Here is a 21,659-nt window from a genome sequence, read left to right on the forward strand (position 1 = left end):
TTTTTGGGTCGATTTCCCCGGTGGGGGCGACGACGGACCCGGGAGGCGGCAAGTGGCCTACCATCACGCGAACCCACCGCATACGTACGGAATTTTATGCACCCGATGCTCAACATCGCCATCAAGGCGGCCCGGCGTGCCGGCACCATTATCAACCGTGCCAGCATGGATTTGGAACGACTCAGCGTGGCTCGCAAGGGGCCGCGCGATTATGTCACGGAAGTCGATCGCGCCGCCGAGGAGTCCATCGTCGAAACGCTGCATGCCGCTTACCCGGACCATGCCGTGCTGGGCGAGGAATTCGGGCTGCAAGGTCCCGACCAAGCCGAATTCCAGTGGATCATCGATCCCCTGGACGGCACGACGAACTTCATCCACGGCCTGCCCAACTACGCCGTGTCGATCGCGCTGACGCAGCGCGGCCAGGTCACGCAAGCCGTTATCTACGACCCGTCGCGCAATGAACTGTTCACGGCCAGCCGTGGCAGCGGTACGTTCCTGAACGACCGCCGCGTGCGCGTTTCGGGCCGCACCCGCTACCACGAGGCGCTGCTGGGCGCCCACTGGCCCAGCGCTGGCGACCCTGAACAGGGCTCGCAGCGCTTCCGTCAGATGGCCGAAGGCGCCACCGGCGTGCGCCGCCTGGGCGCCACCGTGCTGGACCTGGCTTACGTGGCCTGCGGCCGCCTGGACGGCTTCTGCGGCGTGGGTCTGAAGCCCTGGGACGTGGCTGCCGGCAGCCTGATGGTCCTGGAAGCCGGCGGCCTGATCGCCGACTTCGACGGCGAACAAGGCTGGATGGACAGCGGCAACGTCCTGGCCGCCAGCCCGAAGATCTTCACGCAAATGCTGACGTCGCTGAACACGCCGTCGGCCGCCTGATATCGGACGGACCTGTCCCGCAAGTCAAGAACCGGCCGATTGGCCGGTTTTTTTTGGGCTTGCTCCGGGAGGGGGCATCCCGGGTTTACGGCGTGCTAGCCGGGTTCGCCCTGCCGCACCAGTTTCCCGTCGGGCAGCACGAACCAGGCGCGCAATCCCAGCGTGCGCACGAGGGGCGCCGCGGCCGATACCGGCATATGGGAGAAGGCCGTGGACAAGGCGTCCGCGGTGGTGGCGTCGGGCGCCATGACGGACACGCTGCGGTAGCGAGGCTGCGCGCTGCCTGTGCGAGGGTCGAACAGGTGCGTGTACCGGCCCGAGGCATCGATCGCCGTGCCGTAGCCGCCGGACGTGGCCAATGCGTGGTTCCGTATCGGCGCCGACGCAAGGATCCGTTCGGGAGCCAGCGGGTCCGCCAATCCAACCTGCCATTCACCGGGCGAGGCGCGCATGTCCAGCCCGCGTATCTCGCCCATGTCCACCAGCGCGCGCTCAAGCCCGCCTTGCCTGAGCAAATCAGTGATGCGATCGGTGATGTAGCCCTGGGCGATGCCATTGAGCGTCAGGCCCATACCGGGGCGGGTCAAGCGGATGCGCTGGCTGTCCAACGTCATGGCTTCGTATGACACGAGCGATAGCGCATGCGCGATCTGCGCCGTTGGCGGGCCTTCGGGGGCGGCGCCCGCCTGTGCGAAATGCCCCGAGTAAACCTGCCACAGCGGCTGCACGGTCGGGTCGAACGCGCCGCCCGTCAATTGGCTGAGCCGGCGGCTGTCGCTTAGCAGGCGCAGCAGGTCGGCGGGGGGCTCGTCCAGGAAGCCCTGGCGGTTCAGGAGCGATAACGCGCTGTCCTCGCGGTATAGGCTGAACACGCGTTCCAGCCGGCGCAGTTCCTGCAGCGACTGCGCGATCAAGCGTTGCGCCGCTGCGGTGTCGGGATGGTAGATGCGCAGTTCCGCGTCGGCGCCCAACGCCACGCCTTGCCACGTGACGGGCGGGATGGCGGCCCAGGCCCGGCGTGCCGGAAGGGAGGTCAGCGCCAGCGCGGAGGCGGCGGCGATGCCGATGAAACGGCGGCGGTTGGGGTTCATGGCGTTGTGACTCGAAGGGCGCGCACGGGCCTGCCGCGCGCTATTGGGCGAAGACATATTGTTCCGGCACGTCGGAAAAGGCGACGACCCGTCCGCCATGGGCCTGGCTGAACGCCAGGGCGTCGGCGCGTCGCGAAAACGGCATGGCGTCTTCAGCGCCCATGCCGCCGATGAAGCGGCCTTCGATGACATAGAACGCCTTGCGCGCGTCGATCCACGCGGTGGCGTCGGGCGCTCCGTCCGGGCCGGCCGTGCCCATGTCGTTGACGTAAAGGGCGCTGACGGCTTTGGGCTCTTCGGGTAGCAGCGTGTAGGCGAACAGCTGCTTGATCGACGAAAACCATACCGGGTCCGGACGTCCCTGGATGAAGATCTGTCCTTTTGGGCCGGCATGGTCGGCCAGCGCCATGCCGCAATAGTGGCCAACCGACTGCGCGCTGACGGATTGCGGCGGGGGCGGGGGAGAGGCATCCCCAACGTCGCCGCAGCCGGCGATAGCCAGCAAGGCGGTCAGGCTCAAGGCAAGCCGAAGGGATCTCATAGCGGTTTGCTCCTGAAAGCCGCCGCCGCCAGCACGAAGGGCACGGCGATCCATAGCAGTTGCGCCGCCACCAGCGCGGATAAGGGCAGGCTGGCCTGATCGCTCACGCCTGCCATCCCGGCGTACTGCGAAATATTCTCGAAGCCCGTCAGGTTCAACAAGCGGTATACGTCCGACGGGTTAAGCAACAGCAGCGTATTGAGCAGGCCCGGGCTGATGTGGCGCCCCTGATCGGCCGCCAGCACGCCCAGCAGCGCCATGTCGTAGATCACAACGAAAAACAGCCACACGCCCACGGCGATGCCCGCGGCGGTCGCGCGGTCGCGCACAAGCGTGCTGATCAGATACCCCATCGCCAGAAAGCTGGCGCCCAGCAGGATGCTTGCGCCGATCAACAGCGCGAACGGCTGCCAGGCGGCGGGGTCAAGGCCGCCATTGGCCCATTGCAGCGCCAGGCCTGCCGAGCCGTAACCGGCACTGGTGGCCAGCGCCAGGATGGCCAGATGGCCGAAGAACTTGCCGACGATCACCTGCCAGCGCGACACGGGGTAGCTCAGCAGCAGCGCCATGGTGCCCCGGTCGATCTCGCCGACCACGGCGTCGTAGGCAAGCAGCATGGCGATGAGGGGGACCAGGAAGATCGACAGGCTGGACAGGCTGACGACCGTGACGGCCAACGGGTCGGCCTTGACCGTGCCGGTCGGCGAACTGCCCAGCAGCCCCAGCGCCAACGCCAGCGCGGCCAGAAGCAGGGCGGTGGCCAGGACCCAGCGATTGCGCAGGCCGTCGCAGATTTCCTTGCCGATGATGGTGAATACCGCGTTCATACGTCTTCCCGTTCAAGCAGGTGTGCATAGATGTCGTCCAACCCGGGCACCAGGATGTCCAGGTCGGCGAGGGGCGGCGCCAGGGCGCCGATGCTGCGTATCGCATCGATCTTGTCTTGTTCCAGGCAAGCCAGTTCATAGCGGTGGGCGTCGATGCGGCGCCACGCGTCCGGCAGCGTCGCGCCCGCCTGCGGATCCTCGAACGTCAGCCGGATGCGGATCGGCAGGCCCGTCGAGCGTCGTAGCGCCGACATCGCGCCGTCGGCGATCTTCTTGCCGGCCTTCATGACCAGGATGCGGTCGGCATGCCCGGCCAGCTCCGACAAGGCATGCGTGCTGAGCAGGATGGTGGCGCCGTCGGCGCGCAGTTCATGGACGATGTCGTAGAACATCAGGCGCGAAGCCGGATCCAGGCCGGTGGTCGGCTCGTCGAACAACAGCACGCGAGGCTGTCCAAGCAGCGCCTGCGCCAGCGCCAGGCGTTGCCGCATGCCTTTGGAATATCCCCCGACGCGCCGGTGCGCGGCGCCGGCAATGCCGACTTTCTCAAGCAGCCGGGCATTGCCGCTGAGCGGCTGGCGTTTGAGCCTGGCGTAGAAAGCCAGTGTCTCCGCGCCGGTCATGGACGGGTGCAACGCGACGGTCTCGGGCAGATAGCCGATCTTGCCGCGCAGGCGCGCAGCGGCCGCGCCATGGGCATCGTGGCCGAACAGCGCGACGCGCCCGTGGGTCGGGCGTATCAGGCCCAGGATCAGTTTGATCAACGTGCTTTTGCCGGCGCCGTTATGCCCGGCCAGCGCAACGCACTCGCCTTCATGCAATTGCAGGTCCAGGCCGTCGATGGCCCGCAGCCCGCCATAGTGCTTGCTGACGCAGGCAAGGGTCACAAGATCGGTGTTCATGGTGCTTCCTTTGGGTTCCCGCCGAGCGCGGACGGAGGATTCATCAGCGGCGCGCTGTCGATGACGCCTCCGGGCAGCAGGGCGGGAAATTGCGACTGTGCCCACCGCACGATGGAAATGGCCGGGCTGTTCAGCAAGATGCGCGCGGAGGGCGCGCGCCACAGCAATTGATCCACGACGTCATTGGGGCGGTAGGCCGTGTCGGCGATGCCATCGCCGTTCAGGTCGAACGCGGTGTTGTCGCTCCAATAGTTGCCGCGGCCGTCGACGGACCAGTCCAGCGTGCGCGTGCCCACGTACTTGACCTGGTTCCGGTTGTTGACGAACGCATTTCCGGAAATCTGATTGCCCTCGGATCCGGCGGTGAAATGCACGCCGATGTCGCAATTGGCGAAGCGGTTGTCCAGGAAGGCGTTCTTGTTGGCGTTGTAGATGAACACGCATTTGCCGGCACGGTCGATGGTGTTTCCCGTGACTTGCGACTGGTTGGCGTAATTCAGCATCAAGCCCTGTTCACGGCTGTCGATCGCCAGATTGTCTTTGACGACCAGCCGGTGCGAATACATGATTGCGTAGGCAATGTCGGTGCCCGTCGCGACGTTGCCGCTGACTTCGCTATCGTTGGTGTACATGTAATGGATCGCGTAGCGCAGATCGTGGAACCGGTTGCCGCTGAACGTGTTCAGCTTGCTGGTGTTCACGAAGATGCCGTCGCGGCCGGCAGAAATATCGTTATCCAGCACGCGTGTGCCGGGCGCGTTCCAAAGCGTGACGCCGTTGCCCCGTTCGGCGACGCGCAACTCGCGGTTTCCCACGATGCGGTTCTGCTGGACGGTCGCGTCGGAAGGGCCCCAGACGTGCACGCCAACGAGGTTGTCCAGGATGTCGTTGCGCTCGATCAGCGCGCGGTCTGCCGTGCGGTCCAGGAAAATACCCGCATCCATGTCCGACAGGCTCAGGCCGGACAGCGTGACGGTCAGGTTGCGTACCGACACGCCGGGCGCCTTGATCCACAATGTGCGGCCCTGGCGGGTTCCCCGGATGACGGCGGAACGGTCCTCGGGGCCTTCCAGCGTCAAGGCCTTGTCGATGACGATGCCGCCCGCGTATGTGCCTGGCGCCAGGCTGAGCACGTCGCCTTCCCTGGCGGCCGCGATCACGGCCGCCAGGTCGGCGCCGGCGCCGACCTGCACGGTGGCCGCGCCAGCGGCGCCGGGCAGGGCAAGCCCAAGGGCTGCCAGCACGGCGCCGGCAGCGCGGCCGACGCCCACCGTCAACGTTGCGATGAACGTCATGGGCGTTACGCGGTCTTCTTGGGATGAACGACCATCTGGCCGGACATCTCCATGTGGAGCGCGTGGCAGAACCATTGGCAGTAGTACCAGTACACGCCCGGACGGTCCGCGGTGAACGTGACCGACGCGGTTGCCTGAGGCCCCATTTCCATGGCGATGCCGTGGCCTTCCAGCGTGAAGCCGTGCGTCAGGTCTTCGATCACTTCCATGTTGGTCACCACCACAGTGACCTCGTCGCCCTGGTTGACCTCGAACCGCTTGATGCTGAACATGGGCGCGACCGCCATCATGTACACGCGCACCTTGTTGCCATCGCGCACGATCTTGGCTGCGTCGTCCAGCGAGACGCCGTCTTTCTTGGCCATCTGGCGCGCGTCGTCCCACATCGGGTCGTCGCGCTTCCAAAGGCTGACGGGATGGACCTTGGACCGGTGCACCAGGCACATGTCGTGCGGCTCGGCAAAGCTCGGGCCGTCATGGACCAGCTTCATTTCATCGCCGGAAATATCAATGAGCTGGTCGTTCTCGGGCTTGAGCGGGCCAACGTTCAGGAATCGGTCCTTCGAGAACTTGTTCAGCGACACCAGCCATTTGCCGTCGGCCTCCCGGGTTTCGCCCATCGTGGAGTGGTTGTGGCCGGGTTGATAGTGCACGTCCAGTTTCTGGATGATGGGATCGACTTTTTCGCCCTTGAAGGCGCGCTTGGCTTTGTCGATATTCCACTTGACCATCTGGCTGTCGATGAACAGCGTCGTGTAGGCATTGCCGCGGCCATCGAAAGCCGTGTGCAGGGGGCCCAGGCCCAGTTGGGGCTCGGCCACCACGCAATCACGCGGCTTGATCTTGTCGTCGAACAGATCGTCCAGCGTGCGCACGTCCAGCACCGTGACGGTGGGGGACAGCTTGCCGTTGAGCACCAGGTGGATGCCATCGGGCGCGGCGTTGCAGCCGTGCGGAGAATTCGGCACGGGAATGTAGCGGGTGTATTTGGACCCGTGGCGCCCATCGATCACCGGCACGCCGCCCATGGTCTTGAAATCGCCCTTCTTGACGGCCTCTTCGATGCGCTTGATGTTGAACACCACCACCCAGTCCTGCTCGTTGGCCGAGGCTTCTTCCACCGTGACGCCCTTCTCCGAGTTGTAGCAGGTGGAAAAGGAATACTTGCCCTGGTAGTCGGCATCGCCGTTGTCCAGGTTGCCGTCCACCAGCACCTGCCAGGCGACCTTCATGGTGTCGCCATCCAGCGCGGTGTAAATGGCGAAGAAGTTCTTTTTCGGATCGTCGACGATCTTGCCGTCGTTCGGCAGCGGGATGATGTGCTCGCCATTGGCGAACACATAGCCCGTGCGCGGATAGCGCTGGGGCCGCAGGCCGTGCACGCCCGACACGTTGGGCAGTTCGGTGATCTTGTCCGTCTTCATGACGTCCAGGCGCACACGCGCGACGCGGTTGTTCGCCTTGTCGTTGATGAAGAGATAGCGGCCGTCGTAAGTGCGGTCGGTGAACGACAAGTGCGGGTGGTGGGCATCGCCGTTCAGGAACACGCCGCCCTTGTCCTTCAGGTATTCGCGGGTTTCCGGGGTCAGGCCTTCGGACAGGATCTTGCGGCTTTCATTCGTGCGGCCCCAGCCGGTGGCGCTGCAGTGGTTGAAAACCGGGATGCGGACCAGCTCGCGCATGGACGGCAGGCCCAGCACCCGCACTTCGCCCGATTGGCCGCCAGAGTTGAAGGCATAGTATTCATCCAGTTCGCCGGGGCCGACGTGGCCAAGGACGGCGCCGGCGCCTGCTTTGGCTTCTTTACCGTGAGCGGTGGACAATTGCGCGCCGCCGACCAGGCCGGCGGCTCCGGTGATGGCGGCGGTTCCCAGGAAGCTGCGGCGGGTCAAGCCGGCTTTGTCGGGATTCTTGTCGGACATGGATAACTCCTTGATAGGGACGGCGCTTGGCGCCGCAGTGCGAAAACGGAGGATCAGAGTTCGGATGGCGCCGGGCTGGCCGGCGCGTTGGGGTTCGGTGCGCGGTGCATGACGATCTCGTGCTCGACGGGGCCGGTGTCCGGCGCGCGGCGGCGTTCGCGTTTGTTGCGCTTCTGGATCAGGTGCGGGCATTTCTGCTCGTGGTGGTAGAGCATCTGGCAGTGCAGGCACTGGATGCACTCGTTCGGATTGATTTCGCCGGTGGGTTCAATCGCTTGCACCGGGCATTCGTGGTTGCAGCGTTGGCAGGGGTTGCCGCATTCGCGGTAGCGGCGCAGCCAGTCGAAGATGCGTAGCCGGGCAGGGATGGCCAGCGCGGCCCCCAACGGACAGAGGTAACGGCAGAAAAAGCGTTCCACGAACAGGCCGGCGGCCAGCAGCGCTACCGCGAACGCCACGAACGGCCAGTAGCGCATGAAGCGCAGGATGATCGCGGTCTTGAACGGTTCAACCTCGGCAAGCTGCTCGGCGACGGCCAGGTCGTAGAGCGAGAAGCCGAACAGAAGAAGGAAAATCACATACTTCAGCGTCGACAGGCGCTGGTGCACGCCGTGGCGGAGCGTGATCTGGCGCACTCCCAGGCGTTTGGCGATGCGGTTGGAGAGCTCTTGCAGGGCGCCGAATGGGCACAGCCACCCGCAAAACGCCCCGCGGTTCCAGAAAACCATGGAGATCGCCGTGGCGCACCACAGGATGAAGACCAGCGGATCCATCAGGAAGTATTCCCAGCGGAAGTCGGTTCGCAGCGCTGAAAAGAACGTCAGCACATTGACGATGGATAGCTGGGCCTGGCCATACCAGCCGATCCAGAACAGCGCGAACGCCAGGAACGCCAGACGCAGGCGGTCATGCATCAGCGGCCGGCTTGCCAACTGGTCCTGGAAGAAGAAGATGCCGACCAGCACCACGAGCGCCACCGCCAGGATGGCCACCTGGCCTAGCTTGCCCTGCCAGATCTGCTTCCACAGTGCGGGCGCGGCAGGGTCTTCGGGGGGCTGGGCGGCCTGCGCGGGCGGGCTGGCAGGCGTTTGCTGCGGGGCCACGGGCTGCGCACTGGCCTGCGTATACCGCCCGGGCAGGTCGTAGGGCAGGTCGAAGGTAACGAAGGCTTTGTCGGACACGCTCAGCACGCGCTGCACCATCAGTTGCAGGCGCCAGGGCTTCACGGGGTCCAGCGACGCGTCTTCCGGCACGACGAACAGCGCCACTTCCCGCAGCGCGGGCGAGCCCTGCGCCGCGATGTCGGCCAGTCTTTGATGGTTGCGGTCGCGGAAGCGGAAGCTGCTTTCGTCCTGGATGATCTCGATGCGGTCGAAGATGCCGCCGCGCACATAGCCCGAGCCCTTGAATGAATAGGCGCCTTCGCCCGCCACCAGAATTGCCTGCTGTCCTGGCTTGAGCCGTTCTTTCAGACGCTGCCATTCCGTGTCGCCAAGCAGGCTGCGGCCGATGCCCGGCACGCTGGCCAGCGCCACGTACAGGTCGATGAACGTATCGTCCTGCGCGGCTTCCTGCCCGTGACGGGCCGCGTCTTGCCGGCCCGACTGGCGGAACGCCAGATCCACGTCTTCAGGCGACAGGCGCAGGCGCCTGACCGCGCCGGCCTCAAGCAGGGACTGCCACGACTCCACGGTGTCCCGGGCCTCGTCCACATGACGCACGGGCGGGGCGGCGGCCGCGGGCTGGGCTGCGGCAGTCTTGTCGACGCCGTAGGCGCGCGCCACCAGGATGGCGGACCGCGTGATGCTGTCGCCGATCACCATGAGCGTGACCGTGGCGCCACTGACGATGTCCACGGGCGGCGGCGCGCCGTGGCGGGGCGGGCTGTCCAGGAAATTCAGGCCCACATAGCCCTGGATGAAATGGTCCACCTTAGATTGAGGGATGCCGATCAGCACGATGGGCTCGTGGTGTTCGACGAGCTTTGCGCCGACGATGCGGCCGTTGTCCGCCAGGCCCACCAGCACATCGATCGGTTTGCTGGAATAACCCCGGGTGTTGACGACGTCGGAAGTCAGATAGATCCGGCCAAGCGCCTGGTCGCCGGCGTAGGCCCGGACGGTCATCGGCTTGCCTTCAGGCGCGCCGATCCGGTCGGCGCCGGGGAAGATCTCGGCAATCGGCGTTGCACCCAGGAAATCAGGTAACCGCTGTGCCTGTGCGGCGGTTCCAAGCAATGCGCAACTCAGCAGCAAGGAAATGAAGAGGGCCCAGATGAAATGGGGATTTCCGTGATGTGCTGCCGTACTGCCGCGCATGCTTTGACTCTTCTTGGTGTGGGTCTGTAGCCATCCTACGAATCGCCGCGCCGCATCAGGTTGCGGTTTGTCAAAGTCGCATGCGTCCTGCGCAATACCCTTATGGACCGTAGGGATGTATGCGGTTATTGGCGGTCGGGATTGATGCGCGTCAATTGGGCGGCGGAAGCTCGGGCATAGACTTCTGCGCGGCGGCGGCCTTGCGGACAGATACCGCAATCGCGCAGTCAGACCGCCCAGTCACCGGAGAATTTCATGCTTGCAAAGACCACCCTGGCCCTTCTGCTATCCACCACCGCCTTGCCGGTGCTTGCCGCGCAATGCGAGGCCACTGTCGAAAGCAATGACGCCATGCAGTACAACGTCAAGGAAATCGTCGTCGACAAAAGCTGCAAGCAGTTCACCTTGCATCTCAAGCACGTGGGCAAGATGCCGAAGGTCGCCATGGGCCATAACCTGGTGCTGACCAAGGACGCGGACAAGCAAGCCGTAGCCACCGAGGGCGTTGGCGCGGGCCTGGCGCAAGACTATGTCAAGCCGGCCGACCCCCGGGTCATCGCCCACACCAAAGTCATCGGCGGCGGCGAATCCGATTCCGTGACCTTCGACGTGTCGAAGATCGCGGCGGGCCAGGACTACGCCTATTTCTGCTCTTTCCCCGGGCATTGGGCCATGATGAAGGGCACGCTGAAGCTGGGCGGCTGATTTTTCCGCTGCGGATCGACGGCTGAAAGCTGGCGCGCGCGCCAGCTTTTTTTCTGCCCGGAATCCGGCTCGCCCCGCTTTTCAGGGGGTTGAACACCAGTGGCCATCAGGCATACGGACGAGGCGTGTCACCGGCGTGTCACGGCATTTCCATGTACGATTACCGGTCGTGTAACTTCTGGAGCTCCTGATGGAGTGGCTGCTAGACCCCGCTGCGTGGGTCGGCTTGCTTACCTTGGTGGTCCTTGAGATCGTCCTGGGCATTGATAACCTGATTTTCATCGCCATCCTGGCGGACAAATTGCCCCCCGCGCAGCGTGACCGCGCGCGCATCATGGGGTTGAGCCTGGCCCTCATCATGCGGCTTGGCCTCTTGTCCGTCATGTCGTGGCTGGTCACCTTGACCACGCCCTTGTTCTCGGTCGGTCCACTGTCGCCCTCGGGGCGAGACCTGATCCTGATGGTAGGCGGCCTGTTTCTGCTGTTCAAAGGCACGATGGAACTGCACGAACGCCTGGAAGGCGGGCAGCACGTCGGCGCGTCCGGGCCGCGCGTCTACGCCAGCTTCTGGGTCATCGTGACGCAGATCGTGGTGCTGGACGCGGTGTTCTCGCTGGACTCCGTGATCACCGCCGTGGGCATGGTCGACCACCTGGCCATCATGATGATTGCCGTCGTCATCGCCATCGGCATCATGCTGCTGGCCTCCAAGCCGTTGACGCGCTTCGTCAACGCGCACCCGACCGTGGTCGTCCTGTGCCTGGGCTTCCTGCTGATGATCGGCTTTTCGTTGCTGGCCGAGGCCTTTGGCTTCAAGGTGCCCAAGGGCTACCTGTACGCCGCGATCGGCTTCTCGGTGGCCATCGAAGCGCTTAACCAGGTGGCGCGCCGCAACCTGCTGAAGCTGGACGCCCGCCGCCCGATGCGCGAACGCACGGCGTCCGCGGTGCTGCGCATGCTGGGCAAGCGCCCGCCCGCCAGCGACGAGCCCGACCTGCCCAATGCCGACGGCCCGGCCATGCCGGCCTTCGGCGTCGAAGAGCGCAACATGGTCAGCGGGGTGCTGACGCTGGCCGAACGGTCCATTCGGTCGATCATGACGCCGCGCACGGACGTGTCCTGGATCAATATCGACGATGACCCCGAACTGATCCGCCGCCAACTGACCGAGGCCCCCCACAGCTTCTTCCCGGTTTGCCGCGGTTCGCTGGACGAGGTGCTGGGCATTGCGCGCGCCAAAGACCTGGTGGCTGACCTGATCACCGAAGGCCGGGTGCGCCGCAACCGCCTGCGCGACCCCATCATCGTGCACGAGGCCATCGGCATCCTGCGCCTGATGGATACCTTGAAACGGTCGCGTGGCCAGTTGGTGCTGGTGGCCGACGAGTTCGGCGCCATCGAAGGGCTGGTCACGCCCATCGACGTGTTCGAGGCCATCGCCGGGGAATTCCCCGACGAAGACGAACTGCCCGACATCGTGGCCGACGGCGACAATACCTGGAAGATCGACGGGGCCGCCGATCTGCACCATGTTGAACAGGTGCTGGAAACCGAAGGCCTGGTCGACGAAGCCCAGGACTTTTCCACCCTGGCGGGCTATCTGCTGTCGCGCTTCGGGCATCTGCCCAAGCCGGGAGACGCCTGCGAACACGAAATCCATCACCAGCGCTTCCGCTTTGAAGTCCTGGAAATGGACGGCCGCCGGATCGCGCTGGTGCGCGTCGAAAGGCGGCCCCCGGAAATGCTCTCCGATGAAGCATCGCTTGCCAACGATTAACCGGAAATCCTACCTATCGTGACTGAAAACGCGCTCTATCTGGTCAAGGCTTTCATCCTTGGCATTCTTGAAGGCCTGACGGAATTCATCCCGGTATCCAGCACCGGCCACCTTATCCTGGTGGGCGACTGGATCAATTTCCAATCCGGCGACGGAAAAGTGTTCGAGGTGGTGATCCAGCTGGGTTCCATCCTGGCCGTGATGTGGGTATTCCGCGCGCGGCTGCTCAAGCTGATCCGCGGCGCCCTGACGGGGGTGCCCAGCGAGGTCGCCTTCGCCCGCAACCTGATCATCGCCTTCCTGCCCGCCGCCGTCATCGGCGCGATTTTCATCAAGGCGATCAAGTCGGTGTTCTACCACCCCGGCGTGGTCGTGGTGACGCTGGTGGTGGGCGGCCTGATCATGCTGTACGTCGAGCGCAAAACGCACCATACCCCGGGCGACGTGCCGGGGGCGGCCGACGATACGGCGTCCGACGAGCGCGCCTCGGCGCATACGCTGGAGCAGATCACCTGGAAGCAGGCGCTGGGCGTGGGCGTGGCCCAGTGCTTCGCCATGATCCCCGGCACGTCGCGTTCGGGCGCCACGATCATTGGCGGCATGATCGCCGGCATCCAGCGCAAGACGGCGACCGAGTTCTCGTTCTTCCTGGCCATGCCCACGATGCTGGGCGCGGCCGTGTTCGACATGTACAAGAACTTCGGCATGCTGACCCAGCACGACCTGTCCGGCATCGCCGTGGGTTTCATCGCCGCGTTCCTCAGCGCGATGGTGGTGGTGCGGGCGGTGCTGCGCTTCGTGGCCAACCACACCTACCGCGTGTTTGCCTGGTACCGCATCGTGTTCGGCGCGGTCGTGGCCGCCTGGGTCTTCACCCGCTAAGCCTTGCGGCGGCGGGACAAAAAAAGGGCCTCGCCGTGTTTGCGAGGCCCTTTTTCTTGTGCGCGTTGGCGGTGGCGCGGGGGTTACGCTTCCGCTTCCAGATCGTAGAACTCCAGGCCGTCGCGGTCGATGACCAGCCAGCCGCCCCGGGCGGGCGACACGTGGTCGAAGTCCCAGTCGGGCAGTACCCAGCGCTCGCATTTCTTGCCGTCGACTTCCAGCACGTGGCGGGCGGGGCGATGCGTGTGGCCATGCACCAGCACGCGCACGCCCGTCTCGCGGAAGATGGCGTCGACGGCGGCGCCGTTGACGTCCATGATCTCCATGGACTTCGTTTGGTTGGCCGCCTGGCTTTCGCCACGGGCCTGTTGTGCCATCGCCAGGCGTTCGGGAATGGTCTTGCCCAGGAACTCGGCCTGCCATCGCGGGTCGCGGACCATCTTGCGGAACTGCTGATACGCGGCGTCGTCCGTACAGAACTCGTCGCCATGGGTCAGCAGCACCTGGCCGAAATCCGTTTCCAGCAGGGCCGGTTCGGGCAGCAGTTTGGCGCCCACGGTGTTGGCCAGTTCTTCCCCGATCAGGAAGTCGCGGTTGCCGCGGCCCAGCCACACCGGGATGCGCCCGGCGGTTTCCCGCAGCGCCGACAGCACCGTGGACAGCCACGGTGGTGCGGCGCGGATCACGTCGTCGCCAATCCAGGCATCGAAGATGTCGCCCGGCAGCAGCAGCGCGGCAGCGTCTTCTTGCGCGGCTTGCAGAAAGGCCAGGAAGGCCTCGGAGGTAGCCGGCGTTGCCGGCCCCAGATGCAAGTCGGATGCCAGCCAGATCGGTCCGGACAAGGCAATCTTATTCAAGAATTTCGGCCTTCTCGATGATCACGTCTTCGTTCGGCACGTTTTGGTGGAAGCCCTTGTTGCCGGTCTTCACGCCCTTGATCTTTTCGACCACGTCCGTGCCTTCGGTGATGGTGCCGAAGACGGCGTAGCCCCAGCCGTTCGGCGTGGGCGACGTGAAGTTCAGGAAGTCGTTGTTCGACACGTTGATGAAGAACTGGGCAGTCGCCGAGTGCGGGTCGCTGGTGCGGGCCATCGCCAGGGTGTACTTGTCGTTCTTCAGGCCATTGTTGGCTTCGTTCTCGATCGGGGCATGGGTCTGCTTTTGCTTCATGCCGGGTTCGAAACCGCCGCCTTGAATCATGAAGCCGTCGATCACGCGATGGAACACGGTGCCGTTGTAGAAGCCTTCCTTGACGTAGGTCAGGAAGTTCTCGACGGTCTTGGGCGCCTTGGCGGCGTCCAGGGTAATGACCATGTCGCCTTGGTTCGTGACGAGCTTGACGCGGGGATTGGTGCTCATGGCTTTTGTGCCTTCAGAAGTGGGGGTGGAAGAAGTGGCCGCGGGGGCGGCGCTGACGAGGGCTGGGGCAAATGCGGCCAGCGCGAACGAGCACGCCGTCAGGCGCAACAGGTGGAAGGGGGAGTAACGGGACATCATTTGCCTTGTTTATCCTTCAGCATGGTTTCGACTTCGCGGGCTTTGTCCTGCATGCCGGGCACGCCGTCGCGGGCGGCCTTTTTGTAAGTCTGCAGGGCCTGCAGCAGTTGCAGGTCGCCCAGATTGGCCCGGGCGGCCGCATAGCCGGGGTCGGCGCGCAATGCCATTTGCAGGGCATCTTGCGCTTTTTCAAGTTCACCGCGGCTGGCATATAGAGCCGCCACGTTGTTCCAAGGTTCCGGCAGCTCCGGGAAACGCGTGGTCATGTCGGTGTAGATGTCGATGGCCTCGTTCGTGCGGTTCAAGGCGGCCAGGGCGCGCGCGTGCTGGAACATCAGCTGCACGTCGGTGCCGCGCTGGTCCTTGATCTCTGCCTCGCGCTTTTCGATCAATGCCAGCGCTTCATCCACGTCGCCGCGGTTCAGCAGCATCTCGATGCGCGTGGTGACCTGCGAGGGGGACGGGGCAAGCCGCGTATCGACGCCGGGCTTGGCCGCTTCCAGCAGCTTGGCCAGGCCGTCCCAGCCGCCTTCGGGCGGAATCGGATCCAGCGTGGTGCGGGTGGCATTGGGGTTGGTGCCGGCGCCGCCAGCCATCGACTGGGCAAGGGCGGTTCCAACCGGCGCGCCAGCAACAGCCAGGGCGAGCAGGGCGACACAAAAACGCGGCTTGATAGTCACGTGGGTATCCGTTAAAAGTCGTGGCCGGCTCGCACTTACGCGCGCGACCGGGCCGCTTGCTATACTTGACGACCGCCATTTTAGCCCCGGTTGAGTTTTTGGTTCGACATCGGGTGTCGCGCCAGGGGCTGTAATGGGGGCGAAAGCCGAAGCAGGGCCGAAATAGGGCTGAAATAGACCCCGAAATAGGCCCGAAATAGGCCCGAAATAGGCCCGAAGCAGATCCGGATTTGGCTCGGCATAGACCCGAATCAAACCCGGCGTCTGGCAAGACCCGTCGTCGATATTCGATGATGTTGGTGTTGGCGGCAGGCTGCGAAGGTATTGTCCTTCGCAAGCAACTTTCCGAATCCGCCCCGGAAGCAATTAGACGAATCCTAAAGCGCCATGCTGCAAATCTACAACACGTTATCGCGTACCAAAGAACCGTTCAAACCGGCCCAGGCTGGTCAGGTGCGCATGTACGTGTGTGGCATGACCGTGTACGACTTCTGCCACCTTGGCCATGCCCGCATGCTGGTCTCGTTCGACATCGTGCAGCGTTGGCTGCGCGCCAGCGGGCTGGCGGTCGACTACGTGCGCAACATCACGGACATCGACGACAAGATCATCCGCCGCGCCGTTGAAACCGGCCGCCGCATCGGCGAAGTCACTGAGTTCTACATCGCCGCCATGCACGCCGACGAGCAGGCATTGGGCGTCGAATCGCCCGACCGCGAGCCGCGCGCGACCCACTACGTGGGCGATATGCTGGACATCATCGGCAAGCTCGAAAAGAACGGGCTGGCCTACCAGGCCGACGACGGCGACGTGAACTACGCCGTTCGCGGTTTTGCCGGTTACGGCAAGCTGTCCGGCAAGACGCTGGACGACCTGCGCGCCGGCGAACGCGTGGCCGTGGGCTCGGCCAAGCGCGACCCGCTGGATTTCGTGCTGTGGAAATCGGCCAAGGCCGACGAACCCGCCGATACCAAGTGGGAGTCGCCTTACGGCCTGGGCCGTCCGGGCTGGCACATCGAGTGCTCGGCCATGAGCAAGTCCCTGTTGGGCCTGCCGCTGGACATCCACGGCGGCGGTCCCGACCTGAAGTTCCCGCACCACGAAAACGAGATCGCGCAGACCGAAGGCGCCTTCGGCGGCACGCTGGCCAATATCTGGATGCATTGCGGCCCGCTCATGGTCGATTCGGACAAGATGTCCAAGTCCCTGGGCAATTTCCGCACCATCCGCCAGACGGTCGCCCAGGGCGACCCGGCCACGGACGAGGCGACCTACCGCGTCAACCCGCGCGAAGCCGAAATGGTGCGCTTCTTCATCGTGCGCAACCATTACCGCAGCTCGCAAAACTACACGCCCGACAACCTGATCGACGCGCAGAACGCGCTGGACCGCCTGTACCAGGCGCTGCAGAACGTGCCGGCCGACGACCAGGGCATCGACTGGAACGAGCCGCAGGCGCAGGCCTTCAAGGCCGCCATGGACGACGATTTCAACAGCTCCGGCGCGATTGCGGCCCTGTTTGAGCTGGCCTCCGAGGCCAATCGCACCAAAAGCGCGCGCAGCGCCGGCCAGTTGAAGGCGCTGGCGTCGCTGCTGGGCCTGCTGCAACAGGACCCCGCCACGTATTTCCAGTCGTCCACCCGCTATTCCGCCGCGGCGATCGAGCAAGGCCCGCGCGCCACGCTGGACGCCGACGCGATCCAGGCGCTGATCGACGCTCGCGCAGCCGCCAAGGCCGCCCGCGATTTCGCCGAAGCAGACCGCATCCGCGCCGAATTGCGCGATGCGGGGATTGAGCTCGACGACAAGCCGGGTGGCTTGACGCAATGGCGCCGGGCCTGAGCCCAGTGGATACGCCCGATATGTCCACCGCCGATCTCGACATCCCCAAGCCCGAGTATTGGGAGGCCGCCGTCGCCCATCTGATGCGGCGCGACCGCATCCTGAAAAAGGTCATCCCCCAGCATCCCGAGGTCTGGCTGACCTCGCGCGGCACGCCGTTCGTGACGCTGGCGCGGGCGATCATCGGCCAACAGATCTCCACCAAGGCGGCCGATGCCGTCTGGACCAAGTTCATCGACGCCGTGGGCAAGCGCCCCACGCCGGTCGCCGTGCTGCGCGTGGGCGTGGACGGGCTGCGCAAGGCCGGCCTGTCCCAGCGCAAGGCCGAATACGTGCTCGACCTGGCGGTGCATTTCGGCGAACGCCGCGTCCACCCCGAAAAGTGGGCCGCCATGGACGACGAAGCCGTTATTTCGGAATTGGTCGCCATTCGCGGCATCGGACGCTGGACGGCGGAGATGTTTTTGATTTTCAATCTACAGCGGCCTGACGTCCTGCCGCTGGATGATCCCGGGTTGCTCAAGGCAATCTCGCTACACTATTTCAGTGGCGAGCCTGTCTCGCGCTTCGAGGCTCGCGAAGTCTCGCTGGCGTGGCAGCCCTGGCGTACCGTGGCAACCTGGTACTTATGGCGCAGTCTGGAACCGACACCGGTTCAATACTGATGCACACCAGGCAGCCCATCTACGGAACCACACTACATGCGCAATACATTTCTGGAATTTGAACAGCCGCTGGCCGAACTTGAAAACAAGATCGAACAGCTGCGCTACGTGCAGGCCGATTCAGCGGTAGACATCTCCGACGAAATCGGACGTCTGCAGCAGAAGAGCCAGACCTTGGCCAAGGAAATCTACGCCAAGCTCACGCCGTGGCAGACGGCCCTTGTCGCCCGCCATCCCCAGCGTCCCTATACGCTGGACTACGTGCGCGAAATGTTCACCGACTTCCATGAACTGCACGGCGACCGCATGTACGCCGACGACCAGTCCATCATCGGCGGTCTTGCACGCTTTAACGGCACCCCCTGCATGGTCATCGGCCATCAGAAGGGCCGTGACACCAAGGAACGCGCTGCCCGCAATTTCGGCATGCCGCGTCCCGAAGGCTACCGCAAGGCCCTGCGCCTGATGCGCCTGGCCGAGAAATTCGGCATCCCCGTGTTTACCTTCGTGGACACCCCGGGCGCCTATCCCGGCATTGGTGCCGAAGAGCGCGGCCAGTCCGAAGCCATCGGCCACAATCTGTACGCCATGGCCGAACTCAAGGTCCCGGTGATCTGCACGATCATCGGCGAAGGCGGTTCGGGTGGCGCGCTGGCGATCGCCGTGGGCAACGCCGTGCTGATGCTGCAATACGCCACCTATGCCGTGATTTCGCCGGAAGGCTGCGCCTCGATCCTGTGGCGCAGCGCCGACAAGGCGCCCGACGCCGCCGAAGCGCTGGCCATCATCGCTCCGCGCCTGAAAGACCTGGGTCTGGTGGATCGGGTGGTCAACGAACCCGTGGGCGGCGCGCACCGCGACCCCCGCGTCATGGCGCGCCTGCTGCGCCGCGCGCTGGGCGACGCCCTGCGCCAGCTTCAGGGCATGACGCCCGAACAGCTTGTGGAACAGCGCGTGCAACGCCTGCTGTCCTACGGCGCTTATCAGGAAGTGCGCGCGTAAGGCGGGCAAGGCGCCGGCACGCAGCCGGCGTCGCCACCGCGCTACCCGCGCCATCCCCATGAACGTCCGGCCAACGCCCGACACGCCCCACGCGGCCGAGTCGGGCGTTGTGCATTCCGGTACGCCATCGGCCCCCGCTGGGCCTCCCGTCATGTCGGCATTGGCCGCCCCGTTGCGGCACGCCCTGCTGGCTTTGCCCGAGCGTCCCGCCCGCATCGCGGTCGCGGTCAGCGGCGGCGCGGACTCGGCCATGCTGGCCGTGCATGCGGCGGCCGTATGCCGCGAGCTCGGCATCGGCCTGTCGCTGTTCCATGTGCATCACGGCCTGCAGGCCGCCGCCGATGCCTGGGGGTGCCAGGTGCATGCGCTGGGCGGCTTGCTGGGCGTGTCCGTGGCCGAGGCCCGGGTCCACGTCGAGCAAGCGGGCGGTAAAGGCATTGAAGCGGCTGCCCGCGACGCCCGCTACGCGGCGCTGGCCGAATTGGCGCAAGCTCATGGAACGCGGCATGTGCTGCTGGCGCATCACCGCAACGACCAGGCGGAAACCGTGCTGCTGCGTCTGTTGCGCGGCACGGGGCTGGCCGGCATGGCGGCCATGTCGCCGGCGTCGCTGCGCGACGGCCTCTGGTATCTGCGCCCCTGGCTAGACCAGGACCGCGCGACCATCCTGCAGGCGGCGGCATCCGTCGAAGCCGCCTGCGGCTGGCAACCGGTGCAGGATCCCACCAATGCCGATCCCCGCTACACGCGCGCCGCGGTGCGTGAACTGCTGGCGCCGGTGCTGGATCGCCGCTGGCCCGCGTGGCGGGGCATTGTCGCCAGGCATGCGGCGCACATGGCCGAGGCTGCCCAGATCCTTGATGAGGTGGCGCGCGAGGATTTCGCCCGACTGGATCCCAGCCCGGACGGCGTCAGTTTTTCGCTGCAAGCATGGCGTGGGTTGTCTGCGGCGCGCCAGTCGCAAGTGCTGCGCCATTGGCTGGCGCAGAACGGCGCGCGTATGCCCACCGACGCGCGCCTGCGCGACCTCTTGCGCCAACTGCGCGAACTGCACAGCCTGGGCCATGACCGCCAGTTGCGGGTGGAGCAGGCGGGGCACGTCATCCGATGTCATCGGGGACGGGTCTGGGTAGAGCCCAGAGGATAAAAACGGCTGCTTTGGAAAGAATCCGCAGAAAAATAGCCGCGTAATGAACATAAATTTCCTCAAACTGAGCAAATTTTTACCGCCGCGCTAGAATATATGGTTTTGCCCGCCACCACTTTGCGGCGGGTTCCCAGCCAGAGTACGAGATGTCCCTGATCGTTCACAAATATGGCGGTACTTCGATGGGCTCGGTCGAGCGCATCAGGAACGTGGCGCGTCGCGTCGCGAAGTGGCATGCCGCAGGCCACCAGGTTGTTGTTGTGCCGTCGGCAATGGCGGGCGAAACCAATCGCCTGCTTGGCCTGGCACGCGAAATTTCGCCCCAGCCCGATGGCCGCGAGCTCGATATGATCGCCGCCACCGGCGAGCAGGCCAGCAGCGGTTTGCTGGCAATCGCGCTGCAGGCCGAAGGCGTGCCGGCGCGCAGCTATGCCGGTTGGCAAGTGCCTGTGCGCACGGACTCGTCCTTCACGAAGGCGCGCATCAGCTCCATCGACGACGCGCGCATCCGCGCCGACCTCGACGCTGGCCGCGTGGTCATCGTGACGGGCTTCCAGGGCATCGACCCGGAAGGCCACATCACGACGTTGGGCCGTGGCGGTTCGGACACCTCGGCGGTGGCCGTGGCGGCGGCCATCAAGGCCGACGAATGCCTGATCTACACCGACGTGGACGGCGTCTACACGACCGATCCGCGCGTGGTGCCCGAAGCGCGCCGCATGGCCGTCGTTTCCTTCGAGGAAATGCTGGAAATGGCGTCGCTGGGTTCCAAGGTCCTCCAGATCCGCTCGGTTGAATTCGCCGGCAAATATCGTGTACCGGTCCGGGTCCTGTCCTCGCTGACCGACCCGCTCATCCCGCTCGACGAAGAAATGGTCTCGGGCACGCTGATTACTTTTGAGGAAGACGAAAAAATGGAAGCCGCCGTTGTCTCCGGCATCGCCTTCAGCCGCGACGAAGCCAAAATCACTTTGCTGGCAGTGCCCGACAAACCGGGCATCGCTTTCTCCATCCTGGGTCCTGTCGCCGCCGCCAACATCGACGTCGACATGATCGTGCAGAACCAGTCCGTGGCTGGCACGACCGACTTCTCGTTCACCGTGAACCGCAACGAGTTCGCGCGCGCCGTCGACCTGCTCAAGCGCGAAGTCATCCCCGCCGTGGGCGCGGGCGAACTGTCCACCGACGAGAAAGTCGCCAAGGTCTCGATCGTGGGCATCGGCATGCGCTCGCATGTGGGCGTGGCCAGCCTGATGTTCCAGACGCTTTCGCAAGAAGGCATCAACATCCAGATGATCAGCACCAGCGAGATCAAGACGTCCGTCATCATCGACGACAAGTACATGGAATTGGGCGTGCGCGCGCTGCACAAGGCCTTCGGCCTGGACCAGACGCCGGGCGCCAAGGAATAAAGGCAACGGTTTCGGCACGTTTTTTTGATTGATGGCCCCGTTTGCGGGCAAGACTCAAAAAAAACGTGCTAGAATCTCGTTCTCTTTTCGGAGACGTGCCCGAGAGGCTGAAGGGGCTCCCCTGCTAAGGGAGTATGTGGCTAAAAACTGCATCGTGGGTTCGAATCCCACCGTCTCCGCCAAATACAGATACCGCGATAAACCGCGATGTCTCAAAACCCGCAGAAGCTAACGCTCTGCGGGTTTTTCATTGGTTCTCGTTGTCCCAGCTC

Annotated in this window: 19 protein-coding genes and 1 tRNA gene; 10 read left to right on the forward strand and 10 right to left on the reverse strand. The window is 64.7% G+C overall.

Annotated features, from left to right (window positions below; translation table 11 throughout):
- Window positions 1–96: 96 nt before the first annotated feature.
- Window positions 97–882, forward strand: a complete 786-nt coding sequence (locus tag CQ050_RS14250) for an inositol monophosphatase family protein (protein ID WP_105557484.1) — start codon at window positions 97–99, stop codon at window positions 880–882.
- Window positions 883–977: 95 nt separating this feature from the next.
- Here the strand turns inward: CQ050_RS14250 and CQ050_RS14255 are convergent, their stop codons facing one another.
- The 7 genes from CQ050_RS14255 to CQ050_RS14285 are packed head-to-tail and all read right to left on the reverse strand — an operon-like array spanning window position 978 to window position 9,697.
- Window positions 978–1,973, reverse strand: a complete 996-nt coding sequence (locus tag CQ050_RS14255) for an FAD:protein FMN transferase (protein ID WP_105557485.1) — start codon at window positions 1,971–1,973, stop codon at window positions 978–980.
- Between the two features lie 40 nt (window positions 1,974–2,013).
- The gene (locus tag CQ050_RS14260; protein ID WP_105557486.1) at window positions 2,014–2,514 is read right to left on the reverse strand and encodes a nitrous oxide reductase accessory protein NosL; all 501 of its coding nucleotides are present in this window, start codon (window positions 2,512–2,514) and stop codon (window positions 2,014–2,016) included.
- Entirely contained in the window at window positions 2,511–3,341 is an 831-nt protein-coding gene (locus tag CQ050_RS14265) for an ABC transporter permease (protein ID WP_105557487.1), read from the reverse strand. Before CQ050_RS14265 ends, CQ050_RS14260 begins: the two co-directional genes overlap by 4 nt.
- Window positions 3,338–4,243, reverse strand: a complete 906-nt coding sequence (locus CQ050_RS14270; protein ID WP_105557488.1) for an ABC transporter ATP-binding protein — start codon at window positions 4,241–4,243, stop codon at window positions 3,338–3,340. Before CQ050_RS14270 ends, CQ050_RS14265 begins: the two co-directional genes overlap by 4 nt.
- Window positions 4,240–5,538, reverse strand: coding sequence for a nitrous oxide reductase family maturation protein NosD (locus CQ050_RS14275; RefSeq protein ID WP_105557489.1), 1,299 nt, complete (start codon window positions 5,536–5,538; stop codon window positions 4,240–4,242). The genes CQ050_RS14270 and CQ050_RS14275 overlap by 4 nt, the downstream gene beginning before the upstream one ends.
- 5 nt (window positions 5,539–5,543) lie before the next feature.
- Complete coding sequence (nosZ, locus tag CQ050_RS14280; protein WP_105557490.1) at window positions 5,544–7,460, reverse strand: TAT-dependent nitrous-oxide reductase; 1,917 nt, start codon at window positions 7,458–7,460, stop codon at window positions 5,544–5,546.
- Between the two features lie 53 nt (window positions 7,461–7,513).
- On the reverse strand, window positions 7,514–9,697 hold the full coding sequence (locus CQ050_RS14285) for a NosR/NirI family protein (protein ID WP_233214044.1): 2,184 nt from the start codon (window positions 9,695–9,697) through the stop codon (window positions 7,514–7,516).
- A gap of 336 nt (window positions 9,698–10,033) precedes the next feature.
- On the opposite strand from CQ050_RS14285, the gene azu reads away from it, so the two are divergent.
- The 3 genes from azu to CQ050_RS14300 all read left to right on the forward strand — a co-directional run bounded on the left by azu (window position 10,034) and on the right by CQ050_RS14300 (window position 13,142).
- Window positions 10,034–10,483 (forward strand): azurin, encoded by a 450-nt coding sequence (gene azu / locus CQ050_RS14290; RefSeq protein ID WP_105557492.1) that lies wholly within the window; start codon window positions 10,034–10,036, stop codon window positions 10,481–10,483.
- A 190-nt stretch (window positions 10,484–10,673) separates the two neighbouring features.
- Window positions 10,674–12,260: a TerC family protein gene (locus CQ050_RS14295; protein WP_105557493.1), complete on the forward strand. Its 1,587-nt coding sequence runs from the start codon at window positions 10,674–10,676 to the stop codon at window positions 12,258–12,260.
- A gap of 18 nt (window positions 12,261–12,278) precedes the next feature.
- Window positions 12,279–13,142, forward strand: a complete 864-nt coding sequence (locus CQ050_RS14300; RefSeq protein WP_105557494.1) for an undecaprenyl-diphosphate phosphatase — start codon at window positions 12,279–12,281, stop codon at window positions 13,140–13,142.
- An 83-nt stretch (window positions 13,143–13,225) separates the two neighbouring features.
- On the opposite strand, the gene CQ050_RS14305 is transcribed toward CQ050_RS14300, so the two are convergent.
- The 3 genes from CQ050_RS14305 to CQ050_RS14315 all read right to left on the reverse strand — a co-directional run bounded on the left by CQ050_RS14305 (window position 13,226) and on the right by CQ050_RS14315 (window position 15,319).
- On the reverse strand, window positions 13,226–13,999 hold the full coding sequence (locus CQ050_RS14305) for a UDP-2,3-diacylglucosamine diphosphatase (RefSeq protein ID WP_105557495.1): 774 nt from the start codon (window positions 13,997–13,999) through the stop codon (window positions 13,226–13,228).
- Window positions 13,992–14,501 carry a peptidylprolyl isomerase gene (locus CQ050_RS14310; protein WP_006225507.1) on the reverse strand — a complete coding sequence of 170 codons (510 nt, stop codon included), beginning with the start codon at window positions 14,499–14,501 and terminating at the stop codon, window positions 13,992–13,994. Before CQ050_RS14310 ends, CQ050_RS14305 begins: the two co-directional genes overlap by 8 nt.
- Window positions 14,502–14,635: 134 nt before the next feature.
- Window positions 14,636–15,319, reverse strand: coding sequence for a tetratricopeptide repeat protein (locus tag CQ050_RS14315; protein WP_105557496.1), 684 nt, complete (start codon window positions 15,317–15,319; stop codon window positions 14,636–14,638).
- 387 nt (window positions 15,320–15,706) lie between these two features.
- Between CQ050_RS14315 and cysS the strand changes: the two genes are divergently transcribed.
- The 6 genes from cysS to CQ050_RS14345 all read left to right on the forward strand — a co-directional run bounded on the left by cysS (window position 15,707) and on the right by CQ050_RS14345 (window position 21,569).
- Window positions 15,707–17,161 carry a cysteine--tRNA ligase gene (gene cysS, locus CQ050_RS14320; protein ID WP_105557497.1) on the forward strand — a complete coding sequence of 485 codons (1,455 nt, stop codon included), beginning with the start codon at window positions 15,707–15,709 and terminating at the stop codon, window positions 17,159–17,161.
- A 20-nt stretch (window positions 17,162–17,181) separates the two neighbouring features.
- The gene (locus CQ050_RS14325; RefSeq protein WP_006225511.1) at window positions 17,182–17,826 is read left to right on the forward strand and encodes a DNA-3-methyladenine glycosylase; all 645 of its coding nucleotides are present in this window, start codon (window positions 17,182–17,184) and stop codon (window positions 17,824–17,826) included.
- 36 nt (window positions 17,827–17,862) lie between these two features.
- Entirely contained in the window at window positions 17,863–18,828 is a 966-nt protein-coding gene (locus tag CQ050_RS14330; RefSeq protein ID WP_006225512.1) for an acetyl-CoA carboxylase carboxyltransferase subunit alpha, read from the forward strand.
- Between the two features lie 151 nt (window positions 18,829–18,979).
- Window positions 18,980–19,975: a tRNA lysidine(34) synthetase TilS gene (gene tilS / locus CQ050_RS14335; RefSeq protein ID WP_233214046.1), complete on the forward strand. Its 996-nt coding sequence runs from the start codon at window positions 18,980–18,982 to the stop codon at window positions 19,973–19,975.
- A gap of 146 nt (window positions 19,976–20,121) precedes the next feature.
- The gene (locus CQ050_RS14340) at window positions 20,122–21,387 is read left to right on the forward strand and encodes an aspartate kinase (RefSeq protein ID WP_105557499.1); all 1,266 of its coding nucleotides are present in this window, start codon (window positions 20,122–20,124) and stop codon (window positions 21,385–21,387) included.
- Between the two features lie 89 nt (window positions 21,388–21,476).
- A tRNA-Ser gene (locus CQ050_RS14345) sits at window positions 21,477–21,569 on the forward strand.
- Window positions 21,570–21,659: the final 90 nt, after the last annotated feature.

Origin of the sequence: Achromobacter sp. MYb9 (assembly GCF_002975275.1) — a bacterium.
Taxonomy (GTDB): domain Bacteria; phylum Pseudomonadota; class Gammaproteobacteria; order Burkholderiales; family Burkholderiaceae_B; genus Achromobacter.

Excerpts from the sequence above, each read along its gene's own strand:
- CQ050_RS14265 (WP_105557487.1), bottom strand. The coding sequence starts at position 3,341 with ATGAACGCGGTATTCACCATCATCGGCAAGGAAATCTGCGACGGCCTG.
- CQ050_RS14260 (WP_105557486.1), bottom strand. The coding sequence starts at position 2,514 with ATGAGATCCCTTCGGCTTGCCTTGAGCCTGACCGCCTTGCTGGCTATC.
- tilS (WP_233214046.1), top strand. The coding sequence starts at position 18,980 with ATGTCGGCATTGGCCGCCCCGTTGCGGCACGCCCTGCTGGCTTTGCCC.
- nosZ (WP_105557490.1), bottom strand. The coding sequence starts at position 7,460 with ATGTCCGACAAGAATCCCGACAAAGCCGGCTTGACCCGCCGCAGCTTC.
- CQ050_RS14330 (WP_006225512.1), top strand. The coding sequence starts at position 17,863 with ATGCGCAATACATTTCTGGAATTTGAACAGCCGCTGGCCGAACTTGAA.
- CQ050_RS14340 (WP_105557499.1), top strand. The coding sequence starts at position 20,122 with ATGTCCCTGATCGTTCACAAATATGGCGGTACTTCGATGGGCTCGGTC.
- CQ050_RS14270 (WP_105557488.1), bottom strand. The coding sequence starts at position 4,243 with ATGAACACCGATCTTGTGACCCTTGCCTGCGTCAGCAAGCACTATGGC.
- azu (WP_105557492.1), top strand. The coding sequence starts at position 10,034 with ATGCTTGCAAAGACCACCCTGGCCCTTCTGCTATCCACCACCGCCTTG.
- CQ050_RS14310 (WP_006225507.1), bottom strand. The coding sequence starts at position 14,501 with ATGAGCACCAATCCCCGCGTCAAGCTCGTCACGAACCAAGGCGACATG.
- CQ050_RS14295 (WP_105557493.1), top strand. The coding sequence starts at position 10,674 with ATGGAGTGGCTGCTAGACCCCGCTGCGTGGGTCGGCTTGCTTACCTTG.
- CQ050_RS14275 (WP_105557489.1), bottom strand. The coding sequence starts at position 5,538 with ATGACGTTCATCGCAACGTTGACGGTGGGCGTCGGCCGCGCTGCCGGC.
- cysS (WP_105557497.1), top strand. The coding sequence starts at position 15,707 with ATGCTGCAAATCTACAACACGTTATCGCGTACCAAAGAACCGTTCAAA.
- CQ050_RS14325 (WP_006225511.1), top strand. The coding sequence starts at position 17,182 with ATGTCCACCGCCGATCTCGACATCCCCAAGCCCGAGTATTGGGAGGCC.
- CQ050_RS14255 (WP_105557485.1), bottom strand. The coding sequence starts at position 1,973 with ATGAACCCCAACCGCCGCCGTTTCATCGGCATCGCCGCCGCCTCCGCG.
- CQ050_RS14250 (WP_105557484.1), top strand. The coding sequence starts at position 97 with ATGCACCCGATGCTCAACATCGCCATCAAGGCGGCCCGGCGTGCCGGC.